The sequence below is a fragment of the Aminobacter sp. P9b genome (assembly GCF_045345995.1).
Lineage (GTDB): Bacteria > Pseudomonadota > Alphaproteobacteria > Rhizobiales > Rhizobiaceae > Aminobacter > Aminobacter niigataensis.
In genome coordinates this window covers 409863-433104 of record NZ_CP150082.1, presented here as the reverse complement: position 1 = coordinate 433104, position 23242 = coordinate 409863, and the positions used below count along the sequence as shown (strand labels likewise).

General features: G+C 64.1%; 19 protein-coding genes and 1 riboswitch. Of the genes, 9 read left to right on the top strand and 10 right to left on the bottom strand.

The window, feature by feature from the left end; all coding sequences use genetic code 11:
• Positions 1-232 precede the first annotated feature (232 nt).
• The 3 genes from WHT83_RS02250 to WHT83_RS02240 all read left to right on the top strand — a co-directional run bounded on the left by WHT83_RS02250 (position 233) and on the right by WHT83_RS02240 (position 5319).
• Positions 233-3892, top strand: a complete 3660-nt coding sequence (locus WHT83_RS02250) for a S4 domain-containing protein (RefSeq protein ID WP_406872842.1) — start codon at positions 233-235, stop codon at positions 3890-3892.
• Between the two features lie 147 nt (positions 3893-4039).
• Positions 4040-4378 carry a ferredoxin FdxA gene (gene fdxA / locus WHT83_RS02245; protein WP_055974648.1) on the top strand — a complete coding sequence of 113 codons (339 nt, stop codon included), beginning with the start codon at positions 4040-4042 and terminating at the stop codon, positions 4376-4378.
• Positions 4379-4734: 356 nt separating this feature from the next.
• Positions 4735-5319, top strand: coding sequence for a CarD family transcriptional regulator (locus tag WHT83_RS02240; RefSeq protein WP_055974645.1), 585 nt, complete (start codon positions 4735-4737; stop codon positions 5317-5319).
• A 74-nt stretch (positions 5320-5393) separates the two neighbouring features.
• Here WHT83_RS02240 and WHT83_RS02235 read toward each other — a convergent pair whose 3' ends face one another.
• From WHT83_RS02235 to WHT83_RS02225, 3 genes are all read right to left on the bottom strand, one after another.
• Positions 5394-6167, bottom strand: a complete 774-nt coding sequence (locus WHT83_RS02235) for an amino acid ABC transporter ATP-binding protein (RefSeq protein WP_406872841.1) — start codon at positions 6165-6167, stop codon at positions 5394-5396.
• Entirely contained in the window at positions 6164-6844 is a 681-nt protein-coding gene (locus tag WHT83_RS02230; protein WP_183262740.1) for an amino acid ABC transporter permease, read from the bottom strand. Before WHT83_RS02230 ends, WHT83_RS02235 begins: the two co-directional genes overlap by 4 nt.
• Before the next feature lie 127 nt (positions 6845-6971).
• A complete protein-coding gene (locus tag WHT83_RS02225) occupies positions 6972-7745 on the bottom strand; it encodes an amino acid ABC transporter substrate-binding protein (RefSeq protein ID WP_108606495.1) in 774 nt (257 codons plus the stop codon).
• Between the two features lie 251 nt (positions 7746-7996).
• Here WHT83_RS02225 and WHT83_RS02220 point away from each other — a divergent pair, with 251 nt between their 5' ends.
• Entirely contained in the window at positions 7997-8866 is an 870-nt protein-coding gene (locus tag WHT83_RS02220; protein WP_108606496.1) for an RNA polymerase factor sigma-32, read from the top strand.
• 4 nt (positions 8867-8870) lie between these two features.
• Here the strand turns inward: WHT83_RS02220 and WHT83_RS02215 are convergent, their stop codons facing one another.
• The 4 genes from WHT83_RS02215 to thiB form a co-directional block, all read right to left on the bottom strand.
• Positions 8871-10310 (bottom strand): M48 family metalloprotease, encoded by a 1440-nt coding sequence (locus WHT83_RS02215; protein WP_406873911.1) that lies wholly within the window; start codon positions 10308-10310, stop codon positions 8871-8873.
• Positions 10311-10532: 222 nt separating this feature from the next.
• On the bottom strand, positions 10533-11258 hold the full coding sequence (gene thiQ / locus WHT83_RS02210; RefSeq protein ID WP_318763485.1) for a thiamine ABC transporter ATP-binding protein: 726 nt from the start codon (positions 11256-11258) through the stop codon (positions 10533-10535).
• Positions 11255-12871, bottom strand: coding sequence for a thiamine/thiamine pyrophosphate ABC transporter permease (thiP, locus tag WHT83_RS02205; RefSeq protein ID WP_406872840.1), 1617 nt, complete (start codon positions 12869-12871; stop codon positions 11255-11257). Before thiP ends, thiQ begins: the two co-directional genes overlap by 4 nt.
• A 248-nt stretch (positions 12872-13119) precedes the next feature.
• The gene (gene thiB / locus WHT83_RS02200) at positions 13120-14124 is read right to left on the bottom strand and encodes a thiamine ABC transporter substrate binding subunit (RefSeq protein ID WP_406872839.1); all 1005 of its coding nucleotides are present in this window, start codon (positions 14122-14124) and stop codon (positions 13120-13122) included.
• A gap of 44 nt (positions 14125-14168) precedes the next feature.
• A riboswitch (TPP riboswitch) is annotated at positions 14169-14289 on the bottom strand.
• A gap of 104 nt (positions 14290-14393) precedes the next feature.
• Between thiB and WHT83_RS02195 the strand changes: the two genes are divergently transcribed.
• The 4 genes from WHT83_RS02195 (at position 14394) to WHT83_RS02180 (ending at position 17460) form a co-directional block, all read left to right on the top strand.
• Positions 14394-15038: a thiamine diphosphokinase gene (locus WHT83_RS02195; protein WP_406872838.1), complete on the top strand. Its 645-nt coding sequence runs from the start codon at positions 14394-14396 to the stop codon at positions 15036-15038.
• Between the two features lie 3 nt (positions 15039-15041).
• Positions 15042-16856: an ABC-F family ATP-binding cassette domain-containing protein gene (locus WHT83_RS02190; RefSeq protein ID WP_406872837.1), complete on the top strand. Its 1815-nt coding sequence runs from the start codon at positions 15042-15044 to the stop codon at positions 16854-16856.
• Positions 16857-16918: 62 nt separating this feature from the next.
• Positions 16919-17161 carry a type II toxin-antitoxin system CcdA family antitoxin gene (locus WHT83_RS02185; RefSeq protein WP_108606502.1) on the top strand — a complete coding sequence of 81 codons (243 nt, stop codon included), beginning with the start codon at positions 16919-16921 and terminating at the stop codon, positions 17159-17161.
• Positions 17161-17460: a CcdB family protein gene (locus WHT83_RS02180; RefSeq protein WP_406872836.1), complete on the top strand. Its 300-nt coding sequence runs from the start codon at positions 17161-17163 to the stop codon at positions 17458-17460. The genes WHT83_RS02185 and WHT83_RS02180 overlap by 1 nt, the downstream gene beginning before the upstream one ends.
• Positions 17461-17509: 49 nt before the next feature.
• Here WHT83_RS02180 and WHT83_RS02175 read toward each other — a convergent pair whose 3' ends face one another.
• Both WHT83_RS02175 and WHT83_RS02170 read right to left on the bottom strand, forming a co-directional pair.
• Positions 17510-19030, bottom strand: coding sequence for a hypothetical protein (locus WHT83_RS02175; RefSeq protein WP_406872835.1), 1521 nt, complete (start codon positions 19028-19030; stop codon positions 17510-17512).
• Between the two features lie 73 nt (positions 19031-19103).
• A complete protein-coding gene (locus WHT83_RS02170; protein WP_108606505.1) occupies positions 19104-20402 on the bottom strand; it encodes an adenylosuccinate synthase in 1299 nt (432 codons plus the stop codon).
• A 196-nt stretch (positions 20403-20598) separates the two neighbouring features.
• Between WHT83_RS02170 and WHT83_RS02165 the strand changes: the two genes are divergently transcribed.
• Positions 20599-21531, top strand: a complete 933-nt coding sequence (locus WHT83_RS02165; protein WP_406872834.1) for a DMT family transporter — start codon at positions 20599-20601, stop codon at positions 21529-21531.
• A gap of 67 nt (positions 21532-21598) precedes the next feature.
• Here WHT83_RS02165 and serA read toward each other — a convergent pair whose 3' ends face one another.
• Positions 21599-23197 carry a phosphoglycerate dehydrogenase gene (gene serA / locus WHT83_RS02160; protein WP_406872833.1) on the bottom strand — a complete coding sequence of 533 codons (1599 nt, stop codon included), beginning with the start codon at positions 23195-23197 and terminating at the stop codon, positions 21599-21601.
• Positions 23198-23242 lie beyond the last annotated feature (45 nt).

Below are 23242 nucleotides of genomic sequence, written 5' to 3'. Positions count from 1 at the left end.
TAGAGATTCTGCATGTGGTGCGGCTTGCAAGGGTGTCATCTATATGTTGGGGTGAACAAAACCTGAATCTGCCGGAGTCAGTGATTCGTCGCTGATTCGTTCCAGACTCGTTCCAACTCTTAAATCTGGAACATTCCGCTTTCGCTTCGGCTTGCAAATCCCTATGTGTCCACTCGTCGCGACAGGCGGCGCAACGCCGGGCTGTCCCCGGCGCCGAGGGCGGTTCTCTAGTATGAATGTTCACTCCAGGCCCAACGACCCGCTGATCCTGTCAGGCCGCGATGTGACCGCGGTTCTGGGGCCCACCAATACCGGCAAGACCCATCTCGCCATCGAGCGCATGGTCGCGCACGAAAGCGGCATCATCGGCCTGCCGCTCAGGCTGCTCGCACGCGAAGTCTATGGGCGACTTTGCGAAAAGGTCGGGGCCCACAAGGTGGCGCTGGTCACCGGCGAAGAGAAGATCCTGCCGGCCGGCGCCAGATATTCGGTCTGCACCGTCGAGGCCATGCCGCGCCAGACGGATGCCGCTTTCGTCGCCATCGACGAGGTCCAGCTTGCCGGCGACCTCGAGCGCGGCCACATCTTCACCGACCGCATCCTGCATCTGCGCGGCAAGCAAGAGACGCTGCTGCTCGGCGCAGCCACCATGCACGGCATCCTGCAGAAGCTGTTGAAGGGCGTGTCGGTGGTCACCCGTCCGCGGCTGTCGCATCTTGCCTATGCCGGTTCCAAGAAGCTGACGCGGCTGCCGCGCCGTTCGGCCATCGTCGCCTTCTCCGCCGACGAGGTTTACGGCATCGCCGAGCTGATCCGCCGACAGCAGGGCGGTGCGGCGGTGGTGCTCGGCGCGCTCAGCCCGCGCACCCGCAATGCCCAGGTCGAGCTCTACCAGTCCGGCGACGTCGACTACCTGATCGCCACCGATGCCATCGGCATGGGCCTCAATCTCGACGTTGACCATGTCGCCTTTGCCCAGAACCGCAAGTTCGACGGCTACCAGTATCGCCAGCTGACCGCAGCCGAGCTTGGCCAGATTGCCGGCCGTGCCGGCCGCCATCTCCGCGACGGCACGTTCGGCGTCACCGGCCAAGTCGATCCGTTCGAGGAAGACCTGATCGAAAAGATCGAGGGCCATGATTTCGAGCCGGTGAAGGTGCTGCAGTGGCGCACCGCCAACTTCGATTTCACCAGCCTCGACACGCTCAAGCGCTCGATCGACACCGTCGCGCCGGTCGAGGGCCTGACACGCGCGCTGCCTGCTGTCGACGCGCAGGCGCTCGAACATCTCTCGCGCGACGAAAACATCCGATCGCTCGCCACCAACCACGAGCGAGTTGCCCTTTTGTGGGAAACCTGCGCGCTGCCCGACTATCGCAGGATCGCGCCGGCGCAACACGCCGACCTGATCGCCTCGATGTATGACGACCTCGCCCGGCGCGGCCATGTCGACGAGACCTACATGGCCGAGCAGGTGCGTCGCGCCGATTCCACCGAAGGCGACATCGACACGCTTTCGCACCGGATCGCACAGATCCGGACTTGGACATTTGTCTCAAACCGCCCCGGCTGGCTTGCCGATCCGGCACACTGGCAAGAAAAAACGCGCGACATCGAAGACAGATTGTCGGATGCGCTGCATGAGCGGTTGACGAAACGCTTTGTAGACCGCAGGACTTCCGTCCTCATGCGCCGCCTTAGAGAAAACACTATGCTTGAAGCCGAAATCAGCCCGTCCGGAACCGTCCTCGTCGAGGGCCACCATGTCGGCGAACTGCAAGGGTTCCGTTTCACCGCCGACCAGAGCGCGGGCGGAGAAGATGCCAAGGCGGTGCGCACGGCGGCCCAGAAGGCGCTTGCAACCGAATTCGACACACGCGCCGAACGGTTCTCGGCGTCGTCCAATGGCGACATCGCTCTCGGTTCCGATGGCGTGCTGCGCTGGATCGGCGCGCCCATCGGCACGTTGGTCGAAGGCGAGGATGCGCTCAAGCCGCGCATCGTCCTTTTGGCCGATGAGCAACTGACCGGCCCGTCACGCGACAAGGTCGCAGCGCGCGCCGAACGCTTCGTCAATTTCCAGATCGAGTCGCTGCTCAAGCCGCTGGTCGATCTCAAAGCCGCCGAGCAGCTGTCCGGCATCGGTCGTGGCATCGCTTTCCAGCTGGTCGAGAATTTCGGCCTGATCAATCGCCGCGACATCGCCGAGGACGTGAAGTCGCTCGACCAGGAAGGCCGCGCAGCGCTTCGCCGTCTCGGCGTGCGCTTCGGTGCCTATCACGTCTTTGTCCCGGCCTTGATCAAGCCGGCGCCTGCCGGCCTGGTGACGCTGCTGTGGGCGCTCAAGAATGACGGCAAGGACAAGCCGGGCTTCGGCGATGTTGTCCATGCGCTCGCCGCTGGCCGTACCTCCGTGGTCATCGACCCGACCTTCGACAAGACGTTCTACAAGCTCGCCGGATTCCGAAATCTCGGCCGCCGCGCCGTGCGTGTCGACATCCTCGAGCGTCTCGCCGACCTCATTCGCCCCGCACTCGCCTGGAAGCAGGGCACCGGCGCCCGTCCGGAAGGCGCCTATGACGGCAGCTCGTTCATCGTCACGCCGCAGATGATGTCGATCCTCGGCGCCACCGGCGACGACATGGAAGAGATCCTCAAGGGCCTCGGCTATCGCGCCGAGCCCAAGCCGGCCGCCGAGGTCAAGGGAAAGCTCGAAACGATCGACACCGCGGCACGTGAAGCAGTGGCCAAGGCGCAGGCAGACAGGGCCGCAGCCGCAGAGGCTGTGGCCAAAAGCGACGAAGTCTCCGCCGAACCCTTCATCGAGACGGCCGAAACCACTGAGCAAGCGGCTTCCGACGGCGCCGAACAGGCGCCCGAGAGCGAGCGGGCCGAACAGGTGCCCGAGGTGGCTGTCGAGCAAGTCGAAGCCATTGCTGAACCTGCGGCCGAGGTTGCCGTTGAGCTGGTGGTCGAAGCCGAGCCTGAATCAGCGTCCGAGCCGGAAGTGGTGACTGCCGCCGCTGACGCTCCTGTTGACGAAGCACCTCCGGTGGAAGCCGTCGCCGCAGACGCCTCCGAAATCGCGGAAGAGCCCAAGCCGATCCTTCTGTGGCGCCAGGGCCGCTTCGAGCAGCGCCCGCGCCATCGCCAGGACAACCGCCCGCGCGGCGGCCAGCGCGAGCCGCGTGTTGCTGGCGCGCCCGCCGCCCGGCAGGGCGAGGGCAACCGCAATGGTGGGCGCGAGGGTGGCGAAGGCCGCGATGGCGGTCGTCCGCGCTTCGATCGCAAGCCCGGCGGCAAGCCGCAGGGCGAGGGCGGACGTCCGGATAACCGTGGCCGTGGCGAGCGCCCGCAGGGCGAAAAGCATGGCGGCGACCGCAGCGGCTTCAAGGGCAAGCCGGCGTTCCAGCAGAAGCCGCGCGAAGAGCGTCCGGTGCGCATCGATCCCGATCTCGCCCTTTGCCAAGCTCGCCGCGCTGCGCGACCAGCTCAAGAAGTAGCAGCCTTGGCCGGCGAGGGAAGACAGCGCATCGACAAGTGGCTGTTCTTCTCGCGCGCGGTTAAGTCGCGTTCGCTTGGCGCCAAGCTGGCGCAATCAGGCGGCGTCAGGTGCAACGGCCAGAAGCTTGGCCAGGCCTCCGACATGGTCAAGTCGGGCGATGTGCTGACGATCACGCTCGACCGACGCATCCTGGTCTATAAGGTTCTGCTCCCTGGCGAGCGGCGCGGGCCCGCCGAAGAGGCGCGCAAGCTCTATGAGGACATTTCGCCGGTTCCGACACCGAAGGACCAGGCGCCGCCCGATGCCCGGCCGCCATTGCGCGAGGCCGGAAGCGGACGTCCGACCAAGAAGGAACGGCGAGCCACAGACCGGCTGCGCAGCGAGTAACGCAAAGCCGTTGAAGGCTCTGCCGTCAAGATGAGAATTGCGTTCCGCCAAGCGGCTTCTGCGCGGAATGACCGCCCTTGCAAGACCCCTTTAAAGGGGATACCTCACCGAAAGATACGAAATACGGGAAGTCCCGGAGCCTGCCTCATGACCTACGTCGTCACCGACAATTGCATCAAGTGCAAGTACACCGACTGCGTCGAGGTGTGTCCGGTCGACTGTTTCTATGAAGGCGAGAACATGCTCGTCATTCATCCCGACGAGTGCATCGACTGCGGCGTCTGCGAGCCCGAGTGCCCGGCGGATGCGATCAAGCCCGACACCGAGCCGGGGCTCGACAAATGGCTCAAGATCAACACCGAATACGCCAGCAAGTGGCCGAACCTGACCGTCAAGAAGGACGAACTGCCCGAAGCCAAGGAATTCGACGGCGTCGAAGGCAAGTTCGAACAGTATTTCTCCGAGGCGCCCGGCGAAGGCAACTGAAAGTCGCCATACTAGCTCGTTGCATCAAGGCTTTGCGCGTCGTCGGTTGCTCTTGACGTCGTGCGCTCTTCGCGCATGCAGCAAAACCTTGATTCTTCCGACTTTTTGTGTTAGAGCTAGATCAACATGCCGATGACACAACGTCGATCTATGGCGCGAAGCCTAAATCACTGAAAGGTGACAGCCCCAATTCGGACCAGAGTAATCTGGCCCGGAGGCCGCTGCTTTAGCGGTTTACCGGTCCAAGCTCTTCCCGGTTGGGGGTCGATTGTCGTGCGGCACAAGGTCGCGTTAGCCGACCATCCTCGTTCAGCCGGCCTCGGCGGGCCGGTGTTACAAGAAGGAGTTCAGGGCGTATGGCAACTTCCATCCCGCAGAAGAAATCCGCAGCGCGTCACGGTTTCAAGACCGGCGAGTACATTGTCTACCCGGCGCATGGCGTCGGCCAGATCGTATCCATCGACGAGCAGGAAGTGGCGGGACACAAGCTTGAGCTGTTCGTGATCGATTTCCAGAAGGATAAGATGCGCCTGAAGGTGCCGGTCGCCAAGGCGACCTCGATCGGCATGCGCAAGCTGTCCGAGACCGACTATGTCGAACGTGCTCTGAAAGTCGTGCAGGGCCGAGCCCGCGTCAAGCGCACCATGTGGTCGCGCCGCGCCCAGGAATACGATGCGAAGATCAATTCGGGCGACCTGATCTCGATCTCGGAAGTCGTGCGCGATCTCTACCGTGCCGACAACCAGCCGGAGCAGTCGTATTCTGAGCGCCAGCTCTATGAAGCCGCGCTCGACCGCATGGCGCGCGAACTGGCAGCCGTCAATCGCCTGTCGGAGACCGAAGCCGTTCGCCTGATCGAGGCCAACCTCAACAAGGGTCCGAAGCGTGGCGCCAAGGCCGACAATGAGGAAGCCGACGCCGAGCAGGAAGAAGCAGCCTGATCTGGCATGCTTCTATAGATTACGAAAAACCCGGCCAATGGCCGGGTTTTTTGTTTCAGGCAGGTGTGGCGACGTCAGCTTTCGCCACCCTTGCCGTGGTCGTGCTGATGCGTGATCGTCGCGATGAAGCGCTTGGTGCGCTGATGCGTCGGATTGCCGAACACCTCGCTCGCAGGACCCTTCTCGACGACCGTTCCCGCTTCGAGGAACACCACCTCGTGGGCGATCTTCGAGGCCAGGCGCAGGTCGTGTGTCGCGATCACCATGGTCGTGCCCTCGCGCGCCAGCTGGCCGAGCACGTCGACCACCTCCTGGGCGAGTTCAGGGTCCAGTGCCGACGTAGGCTCGTCGCACAGCAGCACCTTCGGCGACGGCGCCAGTGCCCGGGCTATTGCCACGCGCTGCTGCTGGCCGCCGGACAGCGTTGCCGGCCAGGCATCGATTTTGTGCGCCATGCCGACCTTTTCGAGCAGGGCCAAAGCGCGTTCGTGGGCCTTGGCCTCCGGCCATCTCAGCACGGTCACCAGCCCTTCCATCACGTTCTCGACCGCCGTGCGATGCGGGAACAGCTGGAAGTTCTGGAACACCATGCCGGTCTGGCGGCGCAGTTGCTGGATCGCTCTGGTCGGCACCCTGACATCCGGGCGAAACTCGAGCGTGTCGTCGCCGATGCGTACCGTGCCGGAGGTCGGGATCTCCAGCAGGTTGATGCAGCGCAGAAGCGTGCTCTTGCCGCCGCCGGACGGGCCGACGAGGGCGGTGACGCTGCCTTCCCGGATCTCGACCGAGACGCCCTTGAGCACGGTATTGTCGCCGAAGCTCTTGACGATGTTGGAAAGCCCGATCATGTCCGCGCCTCCAGGAAGCCGCCATAACGGTTGAGCCGCTTCTCCAGCCTGACCTGCAGGGCCGACAGCACCGAACTCATGGCGAGATAGAGCAGGGCTGCCTCGACATAGAGGATCAGCGGCTCGTAGGTGGTGGCGACGATGCGCTGTGCTGCCTGGAACATCTCCGGTACGGTGATGGCGGCTGCCAGCGAGGTGTCCTTGACCAGCGAGATGAAGGTATTGGACAGCGGCGGCACCGCTACGCGCGCCGCCTGCGGCAGGATGGTCCGGCGCATCGCCTGCGACCATGTCATACCGATCGAATAGGCCGCTTCCCATTGTCCCTTGGCGACCGAACTGATGGCGGCGCGGATGATCTCGGAGGAGTAGGCGCCGACATTGAGCGTGAAGCCGATCAGCGCGGCCGGGAAGGCGTCGAGCACGACGCCCATGCTCGGCAGGCCGTAGAAGATCAGGAACAGCTGCACCAGAAGCGGCGTACCGCGGATAATCCAGACATAGAAGCGTACGATCGCCGATAGCCAGGCCGGCCCGAACAGCCGGGCAAGCGCTGCCCCCAGCCCAACCGTCAGGCCGAAAGCGAAAGAGAGAAGCGTCAGCGGTGCGGTGAAAACGAGGGCGGCCCACAACAGGGGGCCGAGCGATTCCAGCATCAATTGCAGCCAGTGTGGCAAGATGAATGCTCCCTCCCCACAACAAACGAGCCCGGAAAATCGCAGATTTTCCGGGCAAGTTCATGGGAAAAATGAGAGGTGGAAAAATCAATGCCCATCGGCTGCCGCAGCCCGATGGGCAATGCGGTTACTGCGAGACGTCCGTGCCGAAGTAGGTCTCGGAGATCTTCTTGTAGGTGCCGTCGGCCTTGATCTCGGCCAGCGCCTTGTTGATCGCCTCGACCAGCTCCGGTTCGCCCTTGCGCACGATGACGCCGGAGGAGTCGGCCTTTTCTTCCTCGGCGACGATCTTCACGTCTGCGTCGGGCTTGTGCTTCTTGAAGTCGTAGAAGGACAGGCTGTCGTTGATGGTGGCGTCGGCGCGGCCGTTGAGCACCAGCTGGATCGACTGGTCGAAGCCGTCGGTGCCGACGAGTTCGGCGCCATTGGCTTCGGCAATCTTACCGAAATTGCTGGTCAGCGACTGGGCCGACTTCTTGCCCTTGAGATCGGCGAAGCCTTTGATGTCCTCGTTCTTGCCGCTGACGATGAGAACGGCCTTGGACGTGATGTAGGGCTCGGAGAAGTCGTACTTGGCCTGGCGCGCCTCGGTGATGCCGACCTGGTTGATGACGGCGTCGTAGCGCTTGGCGTCGATGCCGGCGATCAGGCCGTCCCACTTGCCTTCGAGGAATTCGGCCTTGACGCCGAGGCGCTTGGCGATCTCGCGACCAATCTCGACGTCGAAGCCGACCAGGGCGCCCGAGGCGTCATGATAGGTGAATGGCGCATAGGTGCCTTCGGTGCCGATCTTGAACACGCCGGCAGCCTTGATCTCATTGAGGTTCTCGCCTGCGTGGCTTGCGCCAACGGCTACAATCTGGAGCGTTGCGGCAACGGCCAGCGATTTCAACCAGTTCATTTCATGCGATCCCGATTTTGGGCCGGCAACGAGGGCCGGCGAAGTTGTGATTGGGTGCAATCTCGCAGATGCCGGCGGTCAAGATAAGGAATGAAATTTCAATTATGCATCGTTGTTGGAATCTGAATCTACGCACATGCGCTGTGCCCGGCCCTTGTGGAACATTGTCCGGCATCTTGCGTTAATAGCCTTGCGGGGCAGCGTCCGCATTCACGGTGCGCCCGGCTTGCTCACGCAACAAGGGGCGAAGCATGTATATGGACCGGGCAGGCCTTGCTGGCGAACAGATGATGCTGCGGGCCGCGTCGCGCGCGCCCTATCTGGAACGTGGCGAAGAGCTGGAACTGGCGATCCGCTGGAAAGAACAGCACGACCAGGACGCGCTGAACCGCATCACCACCGCCCATATGCGCCTCGTCATCGCCATGGCGGTCAAGTTCCGGCGCTATGGACTGCCGATTGGCGATCTCATCCAGGAAGGCCATGTCGGGCTGCTCGAGGCTGCCGCGCGCTTCGACCCGCAGCGGGAAGTGCGCTTTTCGACCTATGCCAGCTGGTGGATACGGGCTTCCATGCAGGACTACATCCTGCGCAACTGGTCGATCGTCAGGGGCGGCACGAGCTCGGCCCAGAAATCACTGTTCTTCAACCTGCGCCGCATGCGCGCGCGCCTTGCACAGGGTGGCGGTCCGCTCGGCAACAGTTCGGCCTATCAGGAAATATCCTTGGCGCTCGGGGTGTCGGAAGCGGACGTCGCCATGATGGACATGCGCCTGTCGGTGCCTGATACCTCGCTCAACGCGCCGCTAAGCGACGATGGCGATGCAGGCGAGCGCATGGATCTTTTGGTCTCCGACGATCCATTGCCGGATGAACTCGTCGGCGATGCGATCGATATCGAACGGCGGTCGGGCTGGCTGCACGACGCGCTCGGCGTGCTCAACGCGCGCGAACTGCAGATCATCGAGGAGCGCCGGCTGAGCGAGGAGGGCGCGACGCTGGAAGAGCTGGGCACTACGCTCGGTATCTCCAAGGAGCGGGTTCGACAGATCGAAACCCGTGCCATGGAAAAGCTGAAGTCGGCCCTTGTGCGGCAGAACTCGGCATTCCTGGCCGCGTAGCTGACTACCTGTCGGTGACGACCTTGACCTTGTCGCCGGCCGAAACGGTGGCTCCGGGGGCGAGCGCGTTCAACACCCGAAACAGATCGAGCTTGCGGTCGACGCCGACCATGCTGGCGGCGAGCGCCCCCATGTTCTGGCCCGGCTGCACGGTGACGACGCGGATGCGCAGCGGCTTGAGCGCAGCCTTTTCCGCAGCCGTCATGACCTGGAAGCTGGAACTCACCGAGCGGGCGACCGCGTCGAGATTGGGACTGGCGGTTGGAGCCGCCGTCAGCAGGCGGTACACCTGTGCGCCGGCGCGGATCACCATGATGTCGAATTGCCAGCCTTCGGCGCTGGCGCGGGCAAACGCCGCCTCGTTGCCGTTGATCGTTTCCGAGCGGACGCTTGCCGGATCGAGCCCGGCGACCCAGCCGCTCTTGACGTAGTCGGGCAGCGACAGCTTGCTGTCGATGGTCACGCCGTCGAAGCGGATGGCCATGTTGCCCGGCCCTGTCGCGGTGACGGCAGCGGCGGTGTTGTCGATGATGAAGCCCTGCGGCACCGAGAACGAGATGCCGAGCTTGGGATGCAGGAAGGTAGTTCCACGCACATAGCCCTCGTCGGGCGTGTCGCCGAACAGCAGCCCGTCGATGCCGGCGAGGAAGGAATCGCGGTCGCGCTTGCCGATGCCCGGAGCGCCGAACTGGCGGGCATGGCGCTGGGCCAGGTCGATACGCTGTGGCGCATTGGGATGGCTGGCCAGGAAGTCGAGGCTGGCGTCGGTGGCGCCGCTGACGGCGCGCAGGTCGCTATAGGCGGCCATCGACTGCAGGAAGCGACCCGCGGCGAACGGATCGTAGCCGGACTGGCCGCTCATCTTGATGCCGATGCCGTCGGCCTCGAGCTCCTGGTTGCGCGAGAACTGGGCAAGCCTCAGCTTGCCGCGGATCAGTGCTGCCTTGGCTGTCGGGCTTTCACCCAGCACGTCGGTGACGACCTTGGTCGCCAGCACTTCCTCGGCTTCCTTCTGCTGGCGCTGGATACCGTGGTTGGCGGTGACGTGGCCCATCTCGTGCGAGATGACGGCGGCCAGTTCGGCCGAATCGTTGGCCAGCGCGAGAAGTCCGCGGGTCACGTAGAGGTAGCCGCCCGGCAGCGCGAAGGCGTTGACGTTGGGCGAGTTGAGGATGGTGATGCGATAGGTCTGGTTCGGGTTGCCCGAAACGGTGGTCAGGCTGCCGACGACCTTGGCGACCATGCGCTCCAGCTTGGGGTCGGAGTATTCTCCGCCATAAGTGGCCAGGATGCGCGGGTGCTGGGCCTTGGCGATCTCGGCCAGCTTGTCGTTGCGCGAGACATTGTCGACCGTCACCGGATTGTTGGACGGCTGGAAGCCGGATTCGCGAACGTCCGACGAGTTGAGCACCTGGCAACCGGCGACAAGCGCCGACAGCGCCACGGCGACGGCAAGTCGCGCGCAGCGTGTCGTTATCGTCCTGGTCAGTCCGTCGCGGCAGATGGGCAGAGCTCGTCCTTTCAAATTCAACACATGCGGGCGAAGCAGGCCCGCATGGTGTGGACGTAGCCACACTCGCCTTGCCGACACAATAAGGCCGCCGCCGCGAACATGGCGATTTGGCTGTAAATTATGTCCGCTTCCGGGCAACTTGGCGTGATCGTGTCACTGCCGTTCATTGCCGATATAGTGTCTGAAGGCTTCAGGTCCAGAACTTGTAAAGAAATCCGCAGTCTTTCCTGCCGCGGCAACCCTTCCAGCTTCGACGAAAACCATGTTTTCGGCGAGTTTTCGCGCATCTTCGGGTTGGTGTGTCACGAAAAGCACGGTCATCCTGCGTTCTGCTTGGACGCTTGCCAAAAGGTCCAGCATGTCGTCGCGCAAGGCTGGTCCAAGCGAGGCAAAGGGTTCATCCAGCAGGAGAATCGGGCGGTCGCGCACAAGAACGCGTGCCAAGGCCACACGCTGGCGCTCGCCGCCAGAGAGTTCGCGCGGCAGGCGGTGCTCCATGCCAGCCAGCCCGACGCGCGCAAGGGCGCTGGCTACATCCTGCTTGTCCGTCGCGCCCAGGCGCAAGCCAGGCGAGCGCCCCAGCCCGACATTGCTGGCGACATCGAGATGGGCGAAGAGGTTGTTTTCCTGAAACACCATCGACACCGGCCGGTCGGCAGGAGGCGCCGAGGTCACATCCGTTTCGCCGATCAGCACGCGGCCTTCGCGGGGCGTCTCGAAGCCGGCAACGAGATTGAGCAGGGTCGACTTGCCGGCCCCGCTCGGTCCCATGATGGCGGTGATCTCGCCGGGCGCGAAAGTCACGTCGAAACGCACCATGGTGTCGGCATAGCTGAACACCACTTGGTCGAAGCGCACGGCCGCACTGGTCGCGGTCATCTGGAAGTCTCCTTGCCGAGGCGGTCGGCCAACATCATCAAAGCCAGGCACAACAGTCCGAGCATCAGTGCCAGGCCCGCCGCGTCGTCTGTGCGATAGCTGCCCATGCGGGCGAGTAGTAGATAGGGCAGCGTCTGCACGGCGTCGCTGCCGAAGAGGGCGATGACACCAAGGTCGCCAAGTGACAGCGCCATGGCAAAGGCGAAGGCGGTGGCCAGCGGGCGCCTGAGTACCGGCCAGTCGATCAGCCGCAACCGGCTCCAGCCGGAAATGCCGAGCTGGGCACAAAGCCGCTCGTGGCGCTCGCTCCCCGCATCGTAAGCAGGCCGGATGGCGCGAACCGCAAAGGGCATCGCCATGACGGCATTGACGGTGACCACCATGACTGGGGCCAGCGCAAACACGTCGACCGACTGCCTCACCAGCACGAACCAGCCGGCGCCGATGACGATCGGCGGCACCACCAGCACGAAGCCGGCGCCGGTGTCGGTGAACCGTTCGAGGAGTGTTTTTTTGTCACTCTGCCGGCTGCCTGCCAGCGCTCGGCGCGCCATGACCAGCGCCAGCGCGATCATTGCCGCGAGCGTCGCCGATATTGTGGCCAGCACGATGCTGGTCAGCGTTGCGCGCTGGACGGAGGCTTCGCCGGCCAGCCGACCGAGATCAGCCTTGAGCCCGGAGGCGACGGTCGCCAGCATCGGCCCACCGACGAAGACGAGGGCAAGAAGGATGGCTGCGACGTTGAATGCGGTCTCGCCGGCCTTGGCCTGGATGAAGCTACGTCGTGCCACTGGCAGGTTGGCGTCGCCTGTCGTGTTGGCGCCGAGCCGCATCAGCGCCAGGACCACGACGGCAGTCAGTGCGATTTGCAGCACGGTGAGGGCGACCGCCCGGGCAGGGTCGAAATCGAAGCGCAGCGCCTGGTAGATCGCCACTTCCAGCGTCGTTGCAGCCGGGCCGCCGCCAAGTGTCAGGACGATGGTGAAGGAGGTGATGCAGAGCATGAACACCAGTCCGGCGATGCCGGGCAGGGCTGCGCGCATTGCCGGCCATTCAATGAACCGGAAGCTCGCCCGCGCGCCCATGCCCAGTTGGCTCGCCAGTCGCCACTGGTCGGTCGGCACGGTCTGCAGCGCCTCGAGCATCAGCCGCGTCGCCAGCGGCAGGTTGAAGAAGACATGGGCGACCAGAATGCCTGACAGGCCATAGATGCCAGGCCATGTGCCACCGGTCAGCGCCGTCAATGGTTCGGCGAAATAGCCGGCGCGGCCATAGAGCGAGAGGATACCGAGGGCTGCGACGATTGCCGGCAAGGCGAGAGGAACGGCAAACAGGCGCAGGATCAGCCCGCGGCCGGGGAACTGCGGGTGCCGCGACAGGGCGCGGGCGACGAAGATCGCTGGCGCAAGTGACAACAAAGTCGACAGCAGCGCCTGCCACAGCGTGAAGCGCGCGACGCGGAAGAGATAACCGTCGAAAGCCGCTGCGGCTCCTTGCGGGTTACGCGCGGCCTCGATGCCAAGCCCGGCAAACGCGCCGCCGATCAGGATGCCGATGGCCACCAGCGCAATTATGCCAGCGGCGATGCGGGGATCGGAGGTGCGAATGCTCATGCCGACCTAGAAGCAGTTGGAGCGGGGCAGGTGCCGAACGGCCACGTTCTGCTCTACGTCGCCCCCCTCGGTCCTGCCGGTCATCTCCCCCACAAGGGGGGAGATCATCTGCGTCGCTGCGTCCGCTCCTACTTTGCAACCCCAGCTTGGCGGGGGCCAAGCCACTGCCAATCTCCCCCCTTGTGGGGGAGATGACCGGCAGGACAGAGGGGGGCGACGTAGGGCGTTCACGCTGGAGCTTTTCGTGCTTACTTGCTCATCACGCCAAGCCACTCGTCGACCCAGGCCTTGCGGTTGGCGGCGACTTCGTCGGCGCTGAAGATCAGCGTCTTGGCCGGCTTCACAAGCTTGTCGAAGGCCGGGTTGAGCGGCTTGTCGGTCTTGCCGGCGGGCAGCATCCAGTTGGTCTCGGGGATGACGTCCTGGAAGCCGGGACCGGTCATGAAGGCCATGAACTTCTCGGCCAGCGGGTTCTTGGCGCCCGTCGTGGTGATGCCGGCAACCTCGATCTGCAGATAGTGGCCTTCTTCGAAGGACGCGGCCTGGTAGCGCTCGGATTTGTCCGCGACCATATGGTAGGCGGGCGAGGTGGTGTAGGACAGCACCATCGGCGCTTCGCCCTTGGTGAACAGGCCATAGGCCTCGCTCCAACCCGGCGTGACCGTCAGCACGCGGCCCTTGAGCTTGGCCCAGGCTTCCGGTGCCTTGTCGCCATAGACCGACTTGACCCACAAGAGCAGGCCGAGGCCGGGCGTCGAGGTGCGGGGGTCCTGGATGGCGATCTTCTGCTCAGGGTCGCCTTCGACCAGCTCCTTGAGGCTCTTCGGCGGGGTCTTCAGCTTTTCGGTATCGTAGACGACGGCGAAATAGCTGTAGTCGTAAGGCACGAAGGTGTCGTCCTTCCAGTCGCCCGGAACCTTGACGTTTTCGCCCGCCGAACCGTGCGGCACGAACAGGCCGGTCGCCTTGGCTTCGGCGGTCAAATTGGTGTCGAGACCGAGTACGATGTCGGCCTTGGTGGCCGCACCTTCGAGCTTGACGCGGTTGAGCAGGGCGACGCCGTCGGCAACCGAGACGAAATCGACCTCGCAGGCGCATTCGGCCTCGAACGCCTTCTTGACCTGCGGGCCGGGGCCCCACTCGGCGGTAAAGCTTTCATAGGTGTAGACCGTGAGCATGCCTTCGGCAGCGGCCGGAAAGGCAATAGCGGCGAGCGCCAGGGCGGAAGTCAGGGACAGAACGGGCGAGCGCATCGGCGCCTCCTTCATTGGTGTTGAAAGGGAATTTGAAGCGCCGGGCGTCCGAAGCATCTAATCCCTCCGCCGGTACAAACCGGATCAGGTTCAGCGGGTTGGCCGGAACTCTCCATGCCTCTCAGCCTGCCCGCTTGCGCGTGACAGGCACCCCGTTAGAGCGGTCCCACAAATAGAGCCGCGTGGAAGGCCGCGCAAGCAGTAGTTTGCCGGCCACGCGCCGCCTCGCGGCCTTCCGTTTCGGCTGCCGGGCTGGTAATGCGCTTGCCATGACCCGGTTCACCCTACTTCTCGGCGGCGAGCTCCTCCGCACGCCGCGCCTCGACCGTCAGGTCGCGGGCAGCCGCGTCATCGCGGCCGATTCCGGTATCCGTCATGCCGCAACGCTCGGCCTGCTGCCGGAACTCTGGCTCGGCGACTTCGACTCGGCGCCCGCCGAGATCGACCCGAGCTTCGCTTCCGTGCCGCGCGAGATGTTTCCCGCCGACAAGGACAAGACCGACGGCGAACTGGCGATCGCGGCTGCGCTCGCCCGCGGGGCGACCTCGCTGGTGCTGGTCGGCGCCTTTGGCGGAGCTCGTGCCGACCACGCCTTTCTTCATCTCGCGCTGGCGCTGCGCCTTGCCGAAGCAGGCACGGAGGTTCTGTTGACCAGCGGCCGCCAGGAGGCGCATCCGCTTTTGCCTGGCACTTCCGGCTTCGACTATGAAGACGGTACGCTGTTTTCGGTACTTGCCTTCTCCGAGCTTTCCGGGCTCACCGAAGAGGGCGCCAAATGGCCGCTCGACAGCGTCCAGGTGCCTTTCGGCTCGTCGCTGACGCTTTCCAACGAAGTGCGCGGCAGTTTGCGCGTCTCGCTAGGCAGTGGCCGCGCGCTGCTCCTTGCCCATCCCTTTCCTGCCTCGGATTTCTGAAACATGGCCCCTCCGCTTCTCAATCTCGATGGCATTCGCCTGACCTTTGGCGGCGTGCCGCTGCTCGACGGCGCGGCGCTGTCGGCCTCGACCGGCGACAAGATCGCGCTTGTCGGCCGCAACGGTTCGGGCAAGTCGACGCTGCTCAAGATCGCCGCCGGCATGGTCGAGCCTACGGACGGCGAGGTGTTCCGCCAGCCCTCGGCGACGATCCGCTATTTGCCGCAGGCGCCCGACATGGACGGCTTTGCCAGCGTGCGCGCCTATGTCGAATCTGGCCTCGGGCCGGCCGACGACGCGCATCGCGCCACCTATCTGCTTGACCATCTCGGCCTCACCGGCGAGGAGCGGCCTGGCGACTTGTCCGGCGGCGAGGCACGCCGTGCCGCACTTGCCCGCGTCATGGCGCCCGAGCCCGACATCCTTTTGCTCGACGAGCCGACCAACCATCTCGACCTCTCCGTCATCGAGTGGCTGGAAGAGGAGCTTATCCGGACCTCCTCGGCGCTGATCCTGATTTCGCATGATCGCCGCTTCCTCGAACGCGTCAGCCGCAACACCGTCTGGCTCGACCGCGGCCAGACGCGCCGGCTCGACCGTGGCTTTGCCCACTTCGAAGAATGGCGCGACCAGATACTCGAGGAAGAGGAGCGCGATCAGCACAAGCTTGGCCGCCAGATCGTGCGCGAGGAGCATTGGCTGCGCTACGGCGTGACGGCGCGGCGCAAGCGCAACATGCGCCGCCTCGGCGAACTGCAGACAATGCGCCAGAAATTCCGTGGCCATCGCGGAGCCGAAGGGGTGGCGACGATGGTCGCCAGCGATGCCGCAGAATCCGGCAAGCTCGTCATCGAGGCCAAGAACATCGAAAAGAGCTTCGGCGACCTGACGGTGGTGAAGGGCTTCTCGACCCGCATCCAGCGTGGTGACCGCATCGGCCTCGTCGGTCCCAACGGTGCCGGCAAGACGACGCTGCTCAAGATGCTGACCGGCGAGCTGGAGCCCGATGCGGGCAACGTGCGGCTCGGCGTCAACCTGGAGATCGCCACGCTCGACCAGAAGCGCGAGGCGGTCGACCCGAACGAAACCCTGACCAGCTACCTGACCGACGGTCGTGGCGAGAACCTCGTCATCAACGGCGAGCAGCGCCACGTCGTGTCCTACATGAAGGACTTCCTGTTCAAGCCCGAGCAGGCGCGCACGCCGGTGCGTGAACTCTCGGGCGGCGAGCGCGCCCGGCTGATCCTGGCACGCGTTCTGGCGCGCCCGGCCAACTTGCTTGTGCTCGACGAACCGACCAACGATCTCGACATGGAGACGCTGGAACTGCTGCAGGAACTGGTCGCTGGTTTCGCCGGCACCGTCATCCTGGTCAGCCACGACCGTGACTTCCTCGACCGCACGGTAACCAGCATCATTGCACCCGACAACGATGGCAAATGGGTCGAATATGCCGGCGGCTATTCCGACATGCTGGCCCAGCGCGGCGGCACCAGGCTCGATGACCGCAAGTCGCGCAAGGCGAATGCCGAGACGTCGAGCGCGTCGCGCAGCGAACCCGACGCACCCAAGGCTGCTGCCAAGAAGCTGTCCTTCAAGCAGAAATTCGCGCTCGAAAGCCTGCCCAAGAAGATGGAAGCAGTGACCGCTTCGATCTCGCGGCTGGAAAACCAGATTGCCGATCCGGCCTTCTACGAGCGCGACCCCCATGGCTTCCAGAAGACCATCGCCGCCCTCGACAAGGAACGGGTGACGCTGACAGGGCTTGAGGAAGAATGGCTGGAGCTGGAGATGCTGCGCGAGGAACTCGAAGGTTAGTCCGATTCTTGCTCTCGGTCGGTCATGCGCATATTGTATGTGCATGACCGACGGAGAGTCTCATGCTTCAAAAGGCAGCCAAACCTACGCGCAAACCAACGAATGTGTCCCTCGATTCTAGACTGGTCGAGGAGGCCAAGGCGCTTGGTATCAATATGTCCCAAGCCGCCGAAGCTGGACTGGCGAAAGCGATTTCCGAGGAGAAATCGCGCCAGTGGCTGGAGGAAAACAGGGAAGCCATCGAAAGCTCGAACGAGTATGTGGAACGTAACGGATTGCCGTTAGCCAAGTACCGGATGTTCTGATGGCGCGCTTCGATCTGTATCGTAATGCAGACGCCGACGCTTATTTTCTCGATGTTCAGGCCGATCTACTCCGGCACTTAAACACCCGCGTGGTAGTTCCAATCTTGCCGCTGAACATGGCGCCCAAGCCGGCGCACAGATTGAATCCGATATTCGCGATTGGCGGCAAGGACTACGTCATGGTGACGCAATTCATATCGGCCGTGATGGCTTCCGAGTTGCCTGCGGCAGTTGAAAATCTATCGAAACAACACGACAAAATTACCGACGCCCTCGATATGCTGTTCCAGGGCTTCTGACGCGGGACGGCCCGCGTCAGAATTATGCGCACGCTACGGTGCGCCGGCCTTATCCCGCAGCCTTGGCCTGCCAGGCCTTCATCGCGTCTTCGAACACCTTGTCGCCGGGGATGCCCTTTTCCAGCGTGAACAAGGCGCGGCGACCGGACTTGTAGACGACGGGCACGTCGATCCAGCTCTGGCGACGCAGAAGGTTCAGGTTGGCGTCGACTTCGGCCTTGGTGTCGTTGAGCGCGACGAGGAAGAAGCCGTCGGCAATCTTGGCCGGAATGCCGAGCAAGGAGTTGCCGGCGTCCTGTTCGGAACTCTTCATCGCCACACGCAGGATATTCTCGATGCCGCCGCCTTCGAAACCGTCAGGCGTCAGGAAGATCATTTCGAGGATATGGCTCGCCGGCAGCGTCTTGTCGGCGTTGCGGCGGATGGTCATGCGCAGCTGAATATCCTTGCCCGGGATCGTCGCCTCGGCGCGGATCGCCGGTTCGGGCGGCAGGTCGCCGCCGGGAGATTCCTGCACAACGGTCCAGACGACTGCACCGGGCTCGGCCGACCCCTGCGCCACGTTGGTACGTTCTTCGTAGAAGATCGCCTTCTGTCCGACGGCGACGGGTGCGTTTTCGCTCGCCGCAGGCGGCGTCGGAGCCGTGCCCTCTGCGGGCGTCGTCGCCGGTGTCTCTGGCGCGGGCTGGTCCGGTTCGGGCGTGGTCGCCGGTGCTGCTGGCGGCTGCTGGGTCAAGGCGGCGACGGAGGTTCCTTCGCCAACGCCGTTGCTGCCGCTTGCCGGACCCGGGTCGACTTCGTTGCCGTCCGCCGTCATGCGCTGGGTGAACTTGCCCGGTTCGCCACCGGCCGGGGCCTGGGCGTTCTGGCCGCCATTGGCTGGCGGGGGTGTCGCCGCTTCCTTCGCGGGCGCGGTCGCCGCCGGCTTGTCGTCGCTGGAGCCGACGAACGCGTCGCCGTTCGACCACAGTGCATAGCCGCCACCGCCAATCACCACGACTGCAAGGGCAGCGGCAATCAGGCCGCCGCTGACGCGCTTGCGTGGTCTTTGCCGGGTGTTCTGGAATGGATCGACGTCCTCAGGCGCCTCATCGCCGAAACGGTTGTCGCCCTCCGCTTCTGGCGCCCCGTTGCCGAAATCGTGGCTGGCCGAGAAGTCGGGCAGTGGCTCACGTGCCTGCGGTGCATAGGTCGGCGCAGGGACGGCTGCGGGCGACGGCGGCACGGGCGCAACGGGAGTCGCAGGGCGCCGAATCTCCGGCTCGGGCGCGGGCCGGCTGTAGGCCGGCTGGTCCTTGTTGCGGGCGATCGATGTGAAGACGTTTTCGAGCTCGGCCAGCGGGTCGTCTTCGACCGGCTTTGCTGTGAACGACGCCTCGACGGTGGCGATGGCGTCCTCGAGCGATTTCGTCTGTCGTTCGGCGACGGCGGCAGGCGGCTGCGGGTCGAGGGCGGCAAGCTTGGCAGCGATCGTGCTGCGGGCCTTGTCATATACCCGCGCGCGCATTGCCGGCGTGGTGTCGCCCATGCCATCCAGCGTCTTCTTCAGGACCGCTACGAAGTCTGCCATTCTCTCGTCGACCTATCTTTTCTTCTGGGCCGCGCCGCGTCCGGCAGCTGGCGCCGCCGGAAAGCTGCCAAAACTAGTCTTCAAACGGGTCGGTCACAAGTATCGTGTCCTCCCGCTCCGGGCTGGTGGAAAGCATCGCCACGGGTGCGCCGATCAGCTCTTCGATATAGCGCACGTACTTCACCGCCTGGGCGGGCAGGGCGTTCCAGCTGCGGGCGCCGGCGGTGGTGCCTTTCCAGCCTTCGAGCGTCTCGTAGACAGGCTCGACGCGTGCCTGCGCGCCCTGACTCGCGGGCAGGTAGTCGATCAGCTCGCCGTCGAGCATGTAGCCGGTGCAGACCTTGATCTCGTCGAGGCCGTCGAGCACGTCGAGCTTGGTCAGCGCGATGCCCTTGATGCCGTTGACGGCAACCGCCTGGCGCACCAGCACGGCGTCGAACCAGCCGCAGCGCCGCTTGCGCCCGGTGACAACTCCAAACTCGTGGCCACGGGTGCCCAGGAATTCGCCGATCTCGTTCTGTTGCTCGGTCGGGAACGGGCCTTCGCCGACGCGCGTCGTATAGGCCTTGGTGATGCCGAGGACATAGTTGATCGCGCCCGGGCCGACGCCCGATCCGGCGGCTGCCTGGCCGGCAACCGTGTTCGACGAGGTGACGAACGGATAGGTGCCGTGGTCGATGTCGAGCAGGGTACCCTGCGCGCCCTCGAACAGGATGCGTTCGCCGGCACGGCGCTTGTCGTCGAGTACCTTCCAGACGCGGTCCATGTAAGGCAGGATCTGGTCGGCGATCGAGGTCAGCTCGGCCATGATGGCGTCATGCGTCACTTCCGCATGGCCGAGGCCGCGGCGCAGCGCATTGTGGTGCGTGAGCAACCTGTCGACCTTGTGGGGCAGTGTGTCCAAATCCGCCAAGTCCATCACCCTGACAGCACGGCGTCCCACCTTGTCCTCGTAGGCGGGGCCGATGCCGCGACGGGTCGTGCCAATCTTCGTTCCGGAGTTGGAGGCGGCGTCCTCGCGGAAGCCATCCAATTCGCGATGCAAGGACAGGATAAGCGCAGTGTTTTCGGCGATTTTCAGGCGGTCGGGGCCGATCTCGACGCCCTGGGCGCGGATCTTCTCCAATTCTGCGACGAAGGCATGCGGATCGAAGACCACGCCGTTGCCGATGATCGACAGCTTGCCCTCGCGGACGACGCCGGAGGGCAGGAGCGAAAGCTTGTAGACCACGCCGTCGACCACCAGCGTGTGACCGGCGTTATGCCCGCCCTGGAACCGCACCACCACATCGGCGCGCTCGGACAGCCAGTCCACGATCTTGCCCTTGCCTTCGTCGCCCCACTGGGAACCGACGACCACCACATTGGCCATGATATTTTCCTTCCGACATCGCGGGCCGGGCCGCGAACAGTGCAAAATGACAGGCCTCTATAACGCCAAGCAATTGCAAGCGCGACCTTTCTTTGCCGCCTCAGGCACAACAAATTCTGCCTTTGGAGGCATTTACTTGCCGGGATCGGCCACTTAGGCCCGGGCTATAGCCTGTCGCCCGCGAAAGTTCGTCCGGATGTTCCGAAATGCCTATGTCCTGCTGTTGCTGACAACCCTGTTCTGGGGCGGCAACTCGGTGGCGGGCAAGCTCGCGGTCGGCCACGTGTCGCCGATGCTGTTCACCACCATGCGCTGGGCCTTCGCTGCCGCCCTGCTCGTTGCCATCGGCTGGCCGCGGCTGCGTGCCGACTGGCCCGTGGTTCGCAAGCATATCTGGGTGCTCGCCAGCCTGGGCGCGCTCGGCTTCACCGTGTTCAACGCAGCGCTCTACACCGCGCTGAATTTCACCACCGCAATCAACACCAGCATCGAGCAGGCGGGCATGCCGATGCTGATCTTCGCCGCCAACTTCCTGCTGTTCCGAATGCGCGTCGCCCTCGGCCAGATCCTCGGCTTCCTGCTTTCGCTGCTTGGCGTCGCGCTGACGGCGAGCCATGGCAACCTCTCGAACCTGGTGGTGCTGGACCTGAATTTCGGCGACGCGCTGATGCTGGTCGCTGTGCTCGTCTACAGCGCCTATACGGTGGCGCTTCGCTTCAAGCCCGACATCCACTGGCAAAGCCTGATGATCATGCTGGCGGCGTCGGCCTTCGTCACCTCGATCCCGTTCACGGCGTGGGAGATCGCCACCGATCGGGTCATTGCGCCCGATCTCTATGGCTGGGCGCTCACCGCCTATGTCGTGATATTCCCGTCGATCATGGCGCAGATGTTCTACATCCGCGGTGTCGAACTCATCGGCGCCAATCGGGCCGGCTTGTTCATCAATATGGTTCCCATCTTCGGGACTCTGCTCTCGGTTCTGATCCTCGGCGAGGATTTCCAGCTCTACCATGCGCTGGCCATCGCCCTGGTGTTCGGCGGCATCTGGCTGGCCGAGCACAGCGGACGCAAGATGGCGAGCGCCGAGGAGCTGATGGCTCGCAGCACCGTCGATCGCGGTTCCTGAAAGAAAAAGGCGCGGACCAAGCCGCGCCCTCTTCAGCCTTGGGAGGCAATGCTGTTCAGCCGGCCGATCAGAAGCCGTTGACGTCGAACTGCAGGCGCTTGGCCGAGTCGATCGACTTGTGGTCGCGCACCTTGGCAAGCACGTCCTCCGGGAAGGGCGCGTCGAGATACAGCAGCGCGATGGCGTCCCCGCCCGGGCGGTCGCGGCCAAGCTGGAAGTTGGCGATGTTGACGCCGTTCTCGCCGCAGACGGTGCCGAGCAGGCCGATGATGCCGGGCGCATCGGCATTGGTGGTGTAGAGCATGTGCTGGCCGACCTCGGCATCGAGATTGATGCCCTTGATCTGGATGAACCGCGGCTTGCCGTCGGAGAAGCAGGTGCCGGCGATCGAACGGGTCATGTGCTCGGTCTTGACCGTCAGCTTGATGTAGCCGTCGAAGACGCCCGACTTGTCGCGCTTGACCTCGGCGACGATGATGCCGCGCTCCTTCACCATGATCGGCGCCGACACCATGTTGACGTCGGAGAGCTGCGGACGGATCAGGCCGGCAAGGGCAGCGCTGATCAGCGCCTTGGTGTTCATCTGCGCGGTCTGGCCGTCGAACAGGATCTCGACCTCGGTGATCGGGTCTTCCGTCACCTGGCCGACAAAGGCGCCTAGAACTTCGGCGAGCTTGACGAAGGGCTTCAGCCGCGGGGCTTCTTCCGCCGTGATCGAGGGCATGTTGATGGCGTTGGTGACCGCACCCTTGACCAGATAGTCGGCCATCTGCTCGGCGACTTGCAGTGCCACGTTCTCCTGCGCTTCCGATGTCGAGGCGCCGAGATGTGGCGTGCAGACCACGTTGTCCATGCCGAACAGCTCGTTCTGCTCGGCCGGCTCGATCTCGAACACGTCGATGCCGGCACCCGCCACCTTGCCGCTCTTCAGCCCGGCGATCAGGTCCTTCTCGACGATCAGGCCGCCGCGGGCGCAGTTGATGATGCGCACGCCGGTCTTCATCCTGGCGATGGAATCGGCATTGATGATGTTGCGCGTCTTGTCGGTCAGCGGCGTGTGCAGGGTGATGAAGTCGGCGCGGGCAAGCAACTCGTCGAGCTCGACCTTCTCGACGCCCAGTTCCTCGGCGCGATGCTCGGAGAGGAACGGGTCGAAGGCGACGACATGCATCTTGAGACCAACGGCGCGGGTGGCGACGATCGAGCCGATATTGCCGCAGCCGATCAGGCCGAGCGTCTTGCCGGTGATTTCGACGCCCATAAAGCGGTTCTTCTCCCACTTGCCGGCATGCGTCGACACGCTGGCTTCGGGGATCTGGCGCGCAACCGCGAACATCAGCGCGATGGCGTGCTCGGCGGTGGTGATCGAATTGCCGAAGGGCGTGTTCATGACGATGATGCCGCGCCGCGAGGCGGCGGGAATGTCGACATTGTCGACGCCGATGCCGGCGCGGCCGATGACCTTGAGATTGGTCGCGGCCGCGATCAGCTTTTCGGTGACCTTGGTCGCCGAGCGAATGGCAAGGCCGTCATACTGGCCGATGACTTCGAGCAGCTTTTCCTTGTCCTTGCCGAGGTCGGGGAGATAGTCGACCTCGACGCCACGATCCCTGAAGATCTGGACGGCGGTGGGGGAGAGTTTGTCGGAAACGAGAACGCGGGGCATGGGCAAATCCTCTTGCGATTGGCCTACCTCCCCCTTGTGGGGAGG

Bases quoted from the DNA above. Each gene is read 5' to 3' on its own strand.
- WHT83_RS02165 (WP_406872834.1), top strand. From the start codon at position 20,599: ATGTTCCGAAATGCCTATGTCCTGCTGTTGCTGACAACCCTGTTCTGG.
- WHT83_RS02195 (WP_406872838.1), top strand. From the start codon at position 14,394: ATGACCCGGTTCACCCTACTTCTCGGCGGCGAGCTCCTCCGCACGCCG.
- WHT83_RS02235 (WP_406872841.1), bottom strand. From the start codon at position 6,167: ATGATCGGGCTTTCCAACATCGTCAAGAGCTTCGGCGACAATACCGTG.
- fdxA (WP_055974648.1), top strand. From the start codon at position 4,040: ATGACCTACGTCGTCACCGACAATTGCATCAAGTGCAAGTACACCGAC.
- thiB (WP_406872839.1), bottom strand. From the start codon at position 14,124: ATGCGCTCGCCCGTTCTGTCCCTGACTTCCGCCCTGGCGCTCGCCGCT.
- WHT83_RS02240 (WP_055974645.1), top strand. From the start codon at position 4,735: ATGGCAACTTCCATCCCGCAGAAGAAATCCGCAGCGCGTCACGGTTTC.
- WHT83_RS02170 (WP_108606505.1), bottom strand. From the start codon at position 20,402: ATGGCCAATGTGGTGGTCGTCGGTTCCCAGTGGGGCGACGAAGGCAAG.
- WHT83_RS02225 (WP_108606495.1), bottom strand. From the start codon at position 7,745: ATGAACTGGTTGAAATCGCTGGCCGTTGCCGCAACGCTCCAGATTGTA.
- WHT83_RS02185 (WP_108606502.1), top strand. From the start codon at position 16,919: ATGCTTCAAAAGGCAGCCAAACCTACGCGCAAACCAACGAATGTGTCC.
- WHT83_RS02220 (WP_108606496.1), top strand. From the start codon at position 7,997: ATGTATATGGACCGGGCAGGCCTTGCTGGCGAACAGATGATGCTGCGG.
- WHT83_RS02175 (WP_406872835.1), bottom strand. From the start codon at position 19,030: ATGGCAGACTTCGTAGCGGTCCTGAAGAAGACGCTGGATGGCATGGGC.
- WHT83_RS02250 (WP_406872842.1), top strand. From the start codon at position 233: ATGAATGTTCACTCCAGGCCCAACGACCCGCTGATCCTGTCAGGCCGC.
- WHT83_RS02180 (WP_406872836.1), top strand. From the start codon at position 17,161: ATGGCGCGCTTCGATCTGTATCGTAATGCAGACGCCGACGCTTATTTT.
- thiP (WP_406872840.1), bottom strand. From the start codon at position 12,871: ATGAGCATTCGCACCTCCGATCCCCGCATCGCCGCTGGCATAATTGCG.
- thiQ (WP_318763485.1), bottom strand. From the start codon at position 11,258: ATGACCGCGACCAGTGCGGCCGTGCGCTTCGACCAAGTGGTGTTCAGC.
- serA (WP_406872833.1), bottom strand. From the start codon at position 23,197: ATGCCCCGCGTTCTCGTTTCCGACAAACTCTCCCCCACCGCCGTCCAG.
- WHT83_RS02190 (WP_406872837.1), top strand. From the start codon at position 15,042: ATGGCCCCTCCGCTTCTCAATCTCGATGGCATTCGCCTGACCTTTGGC.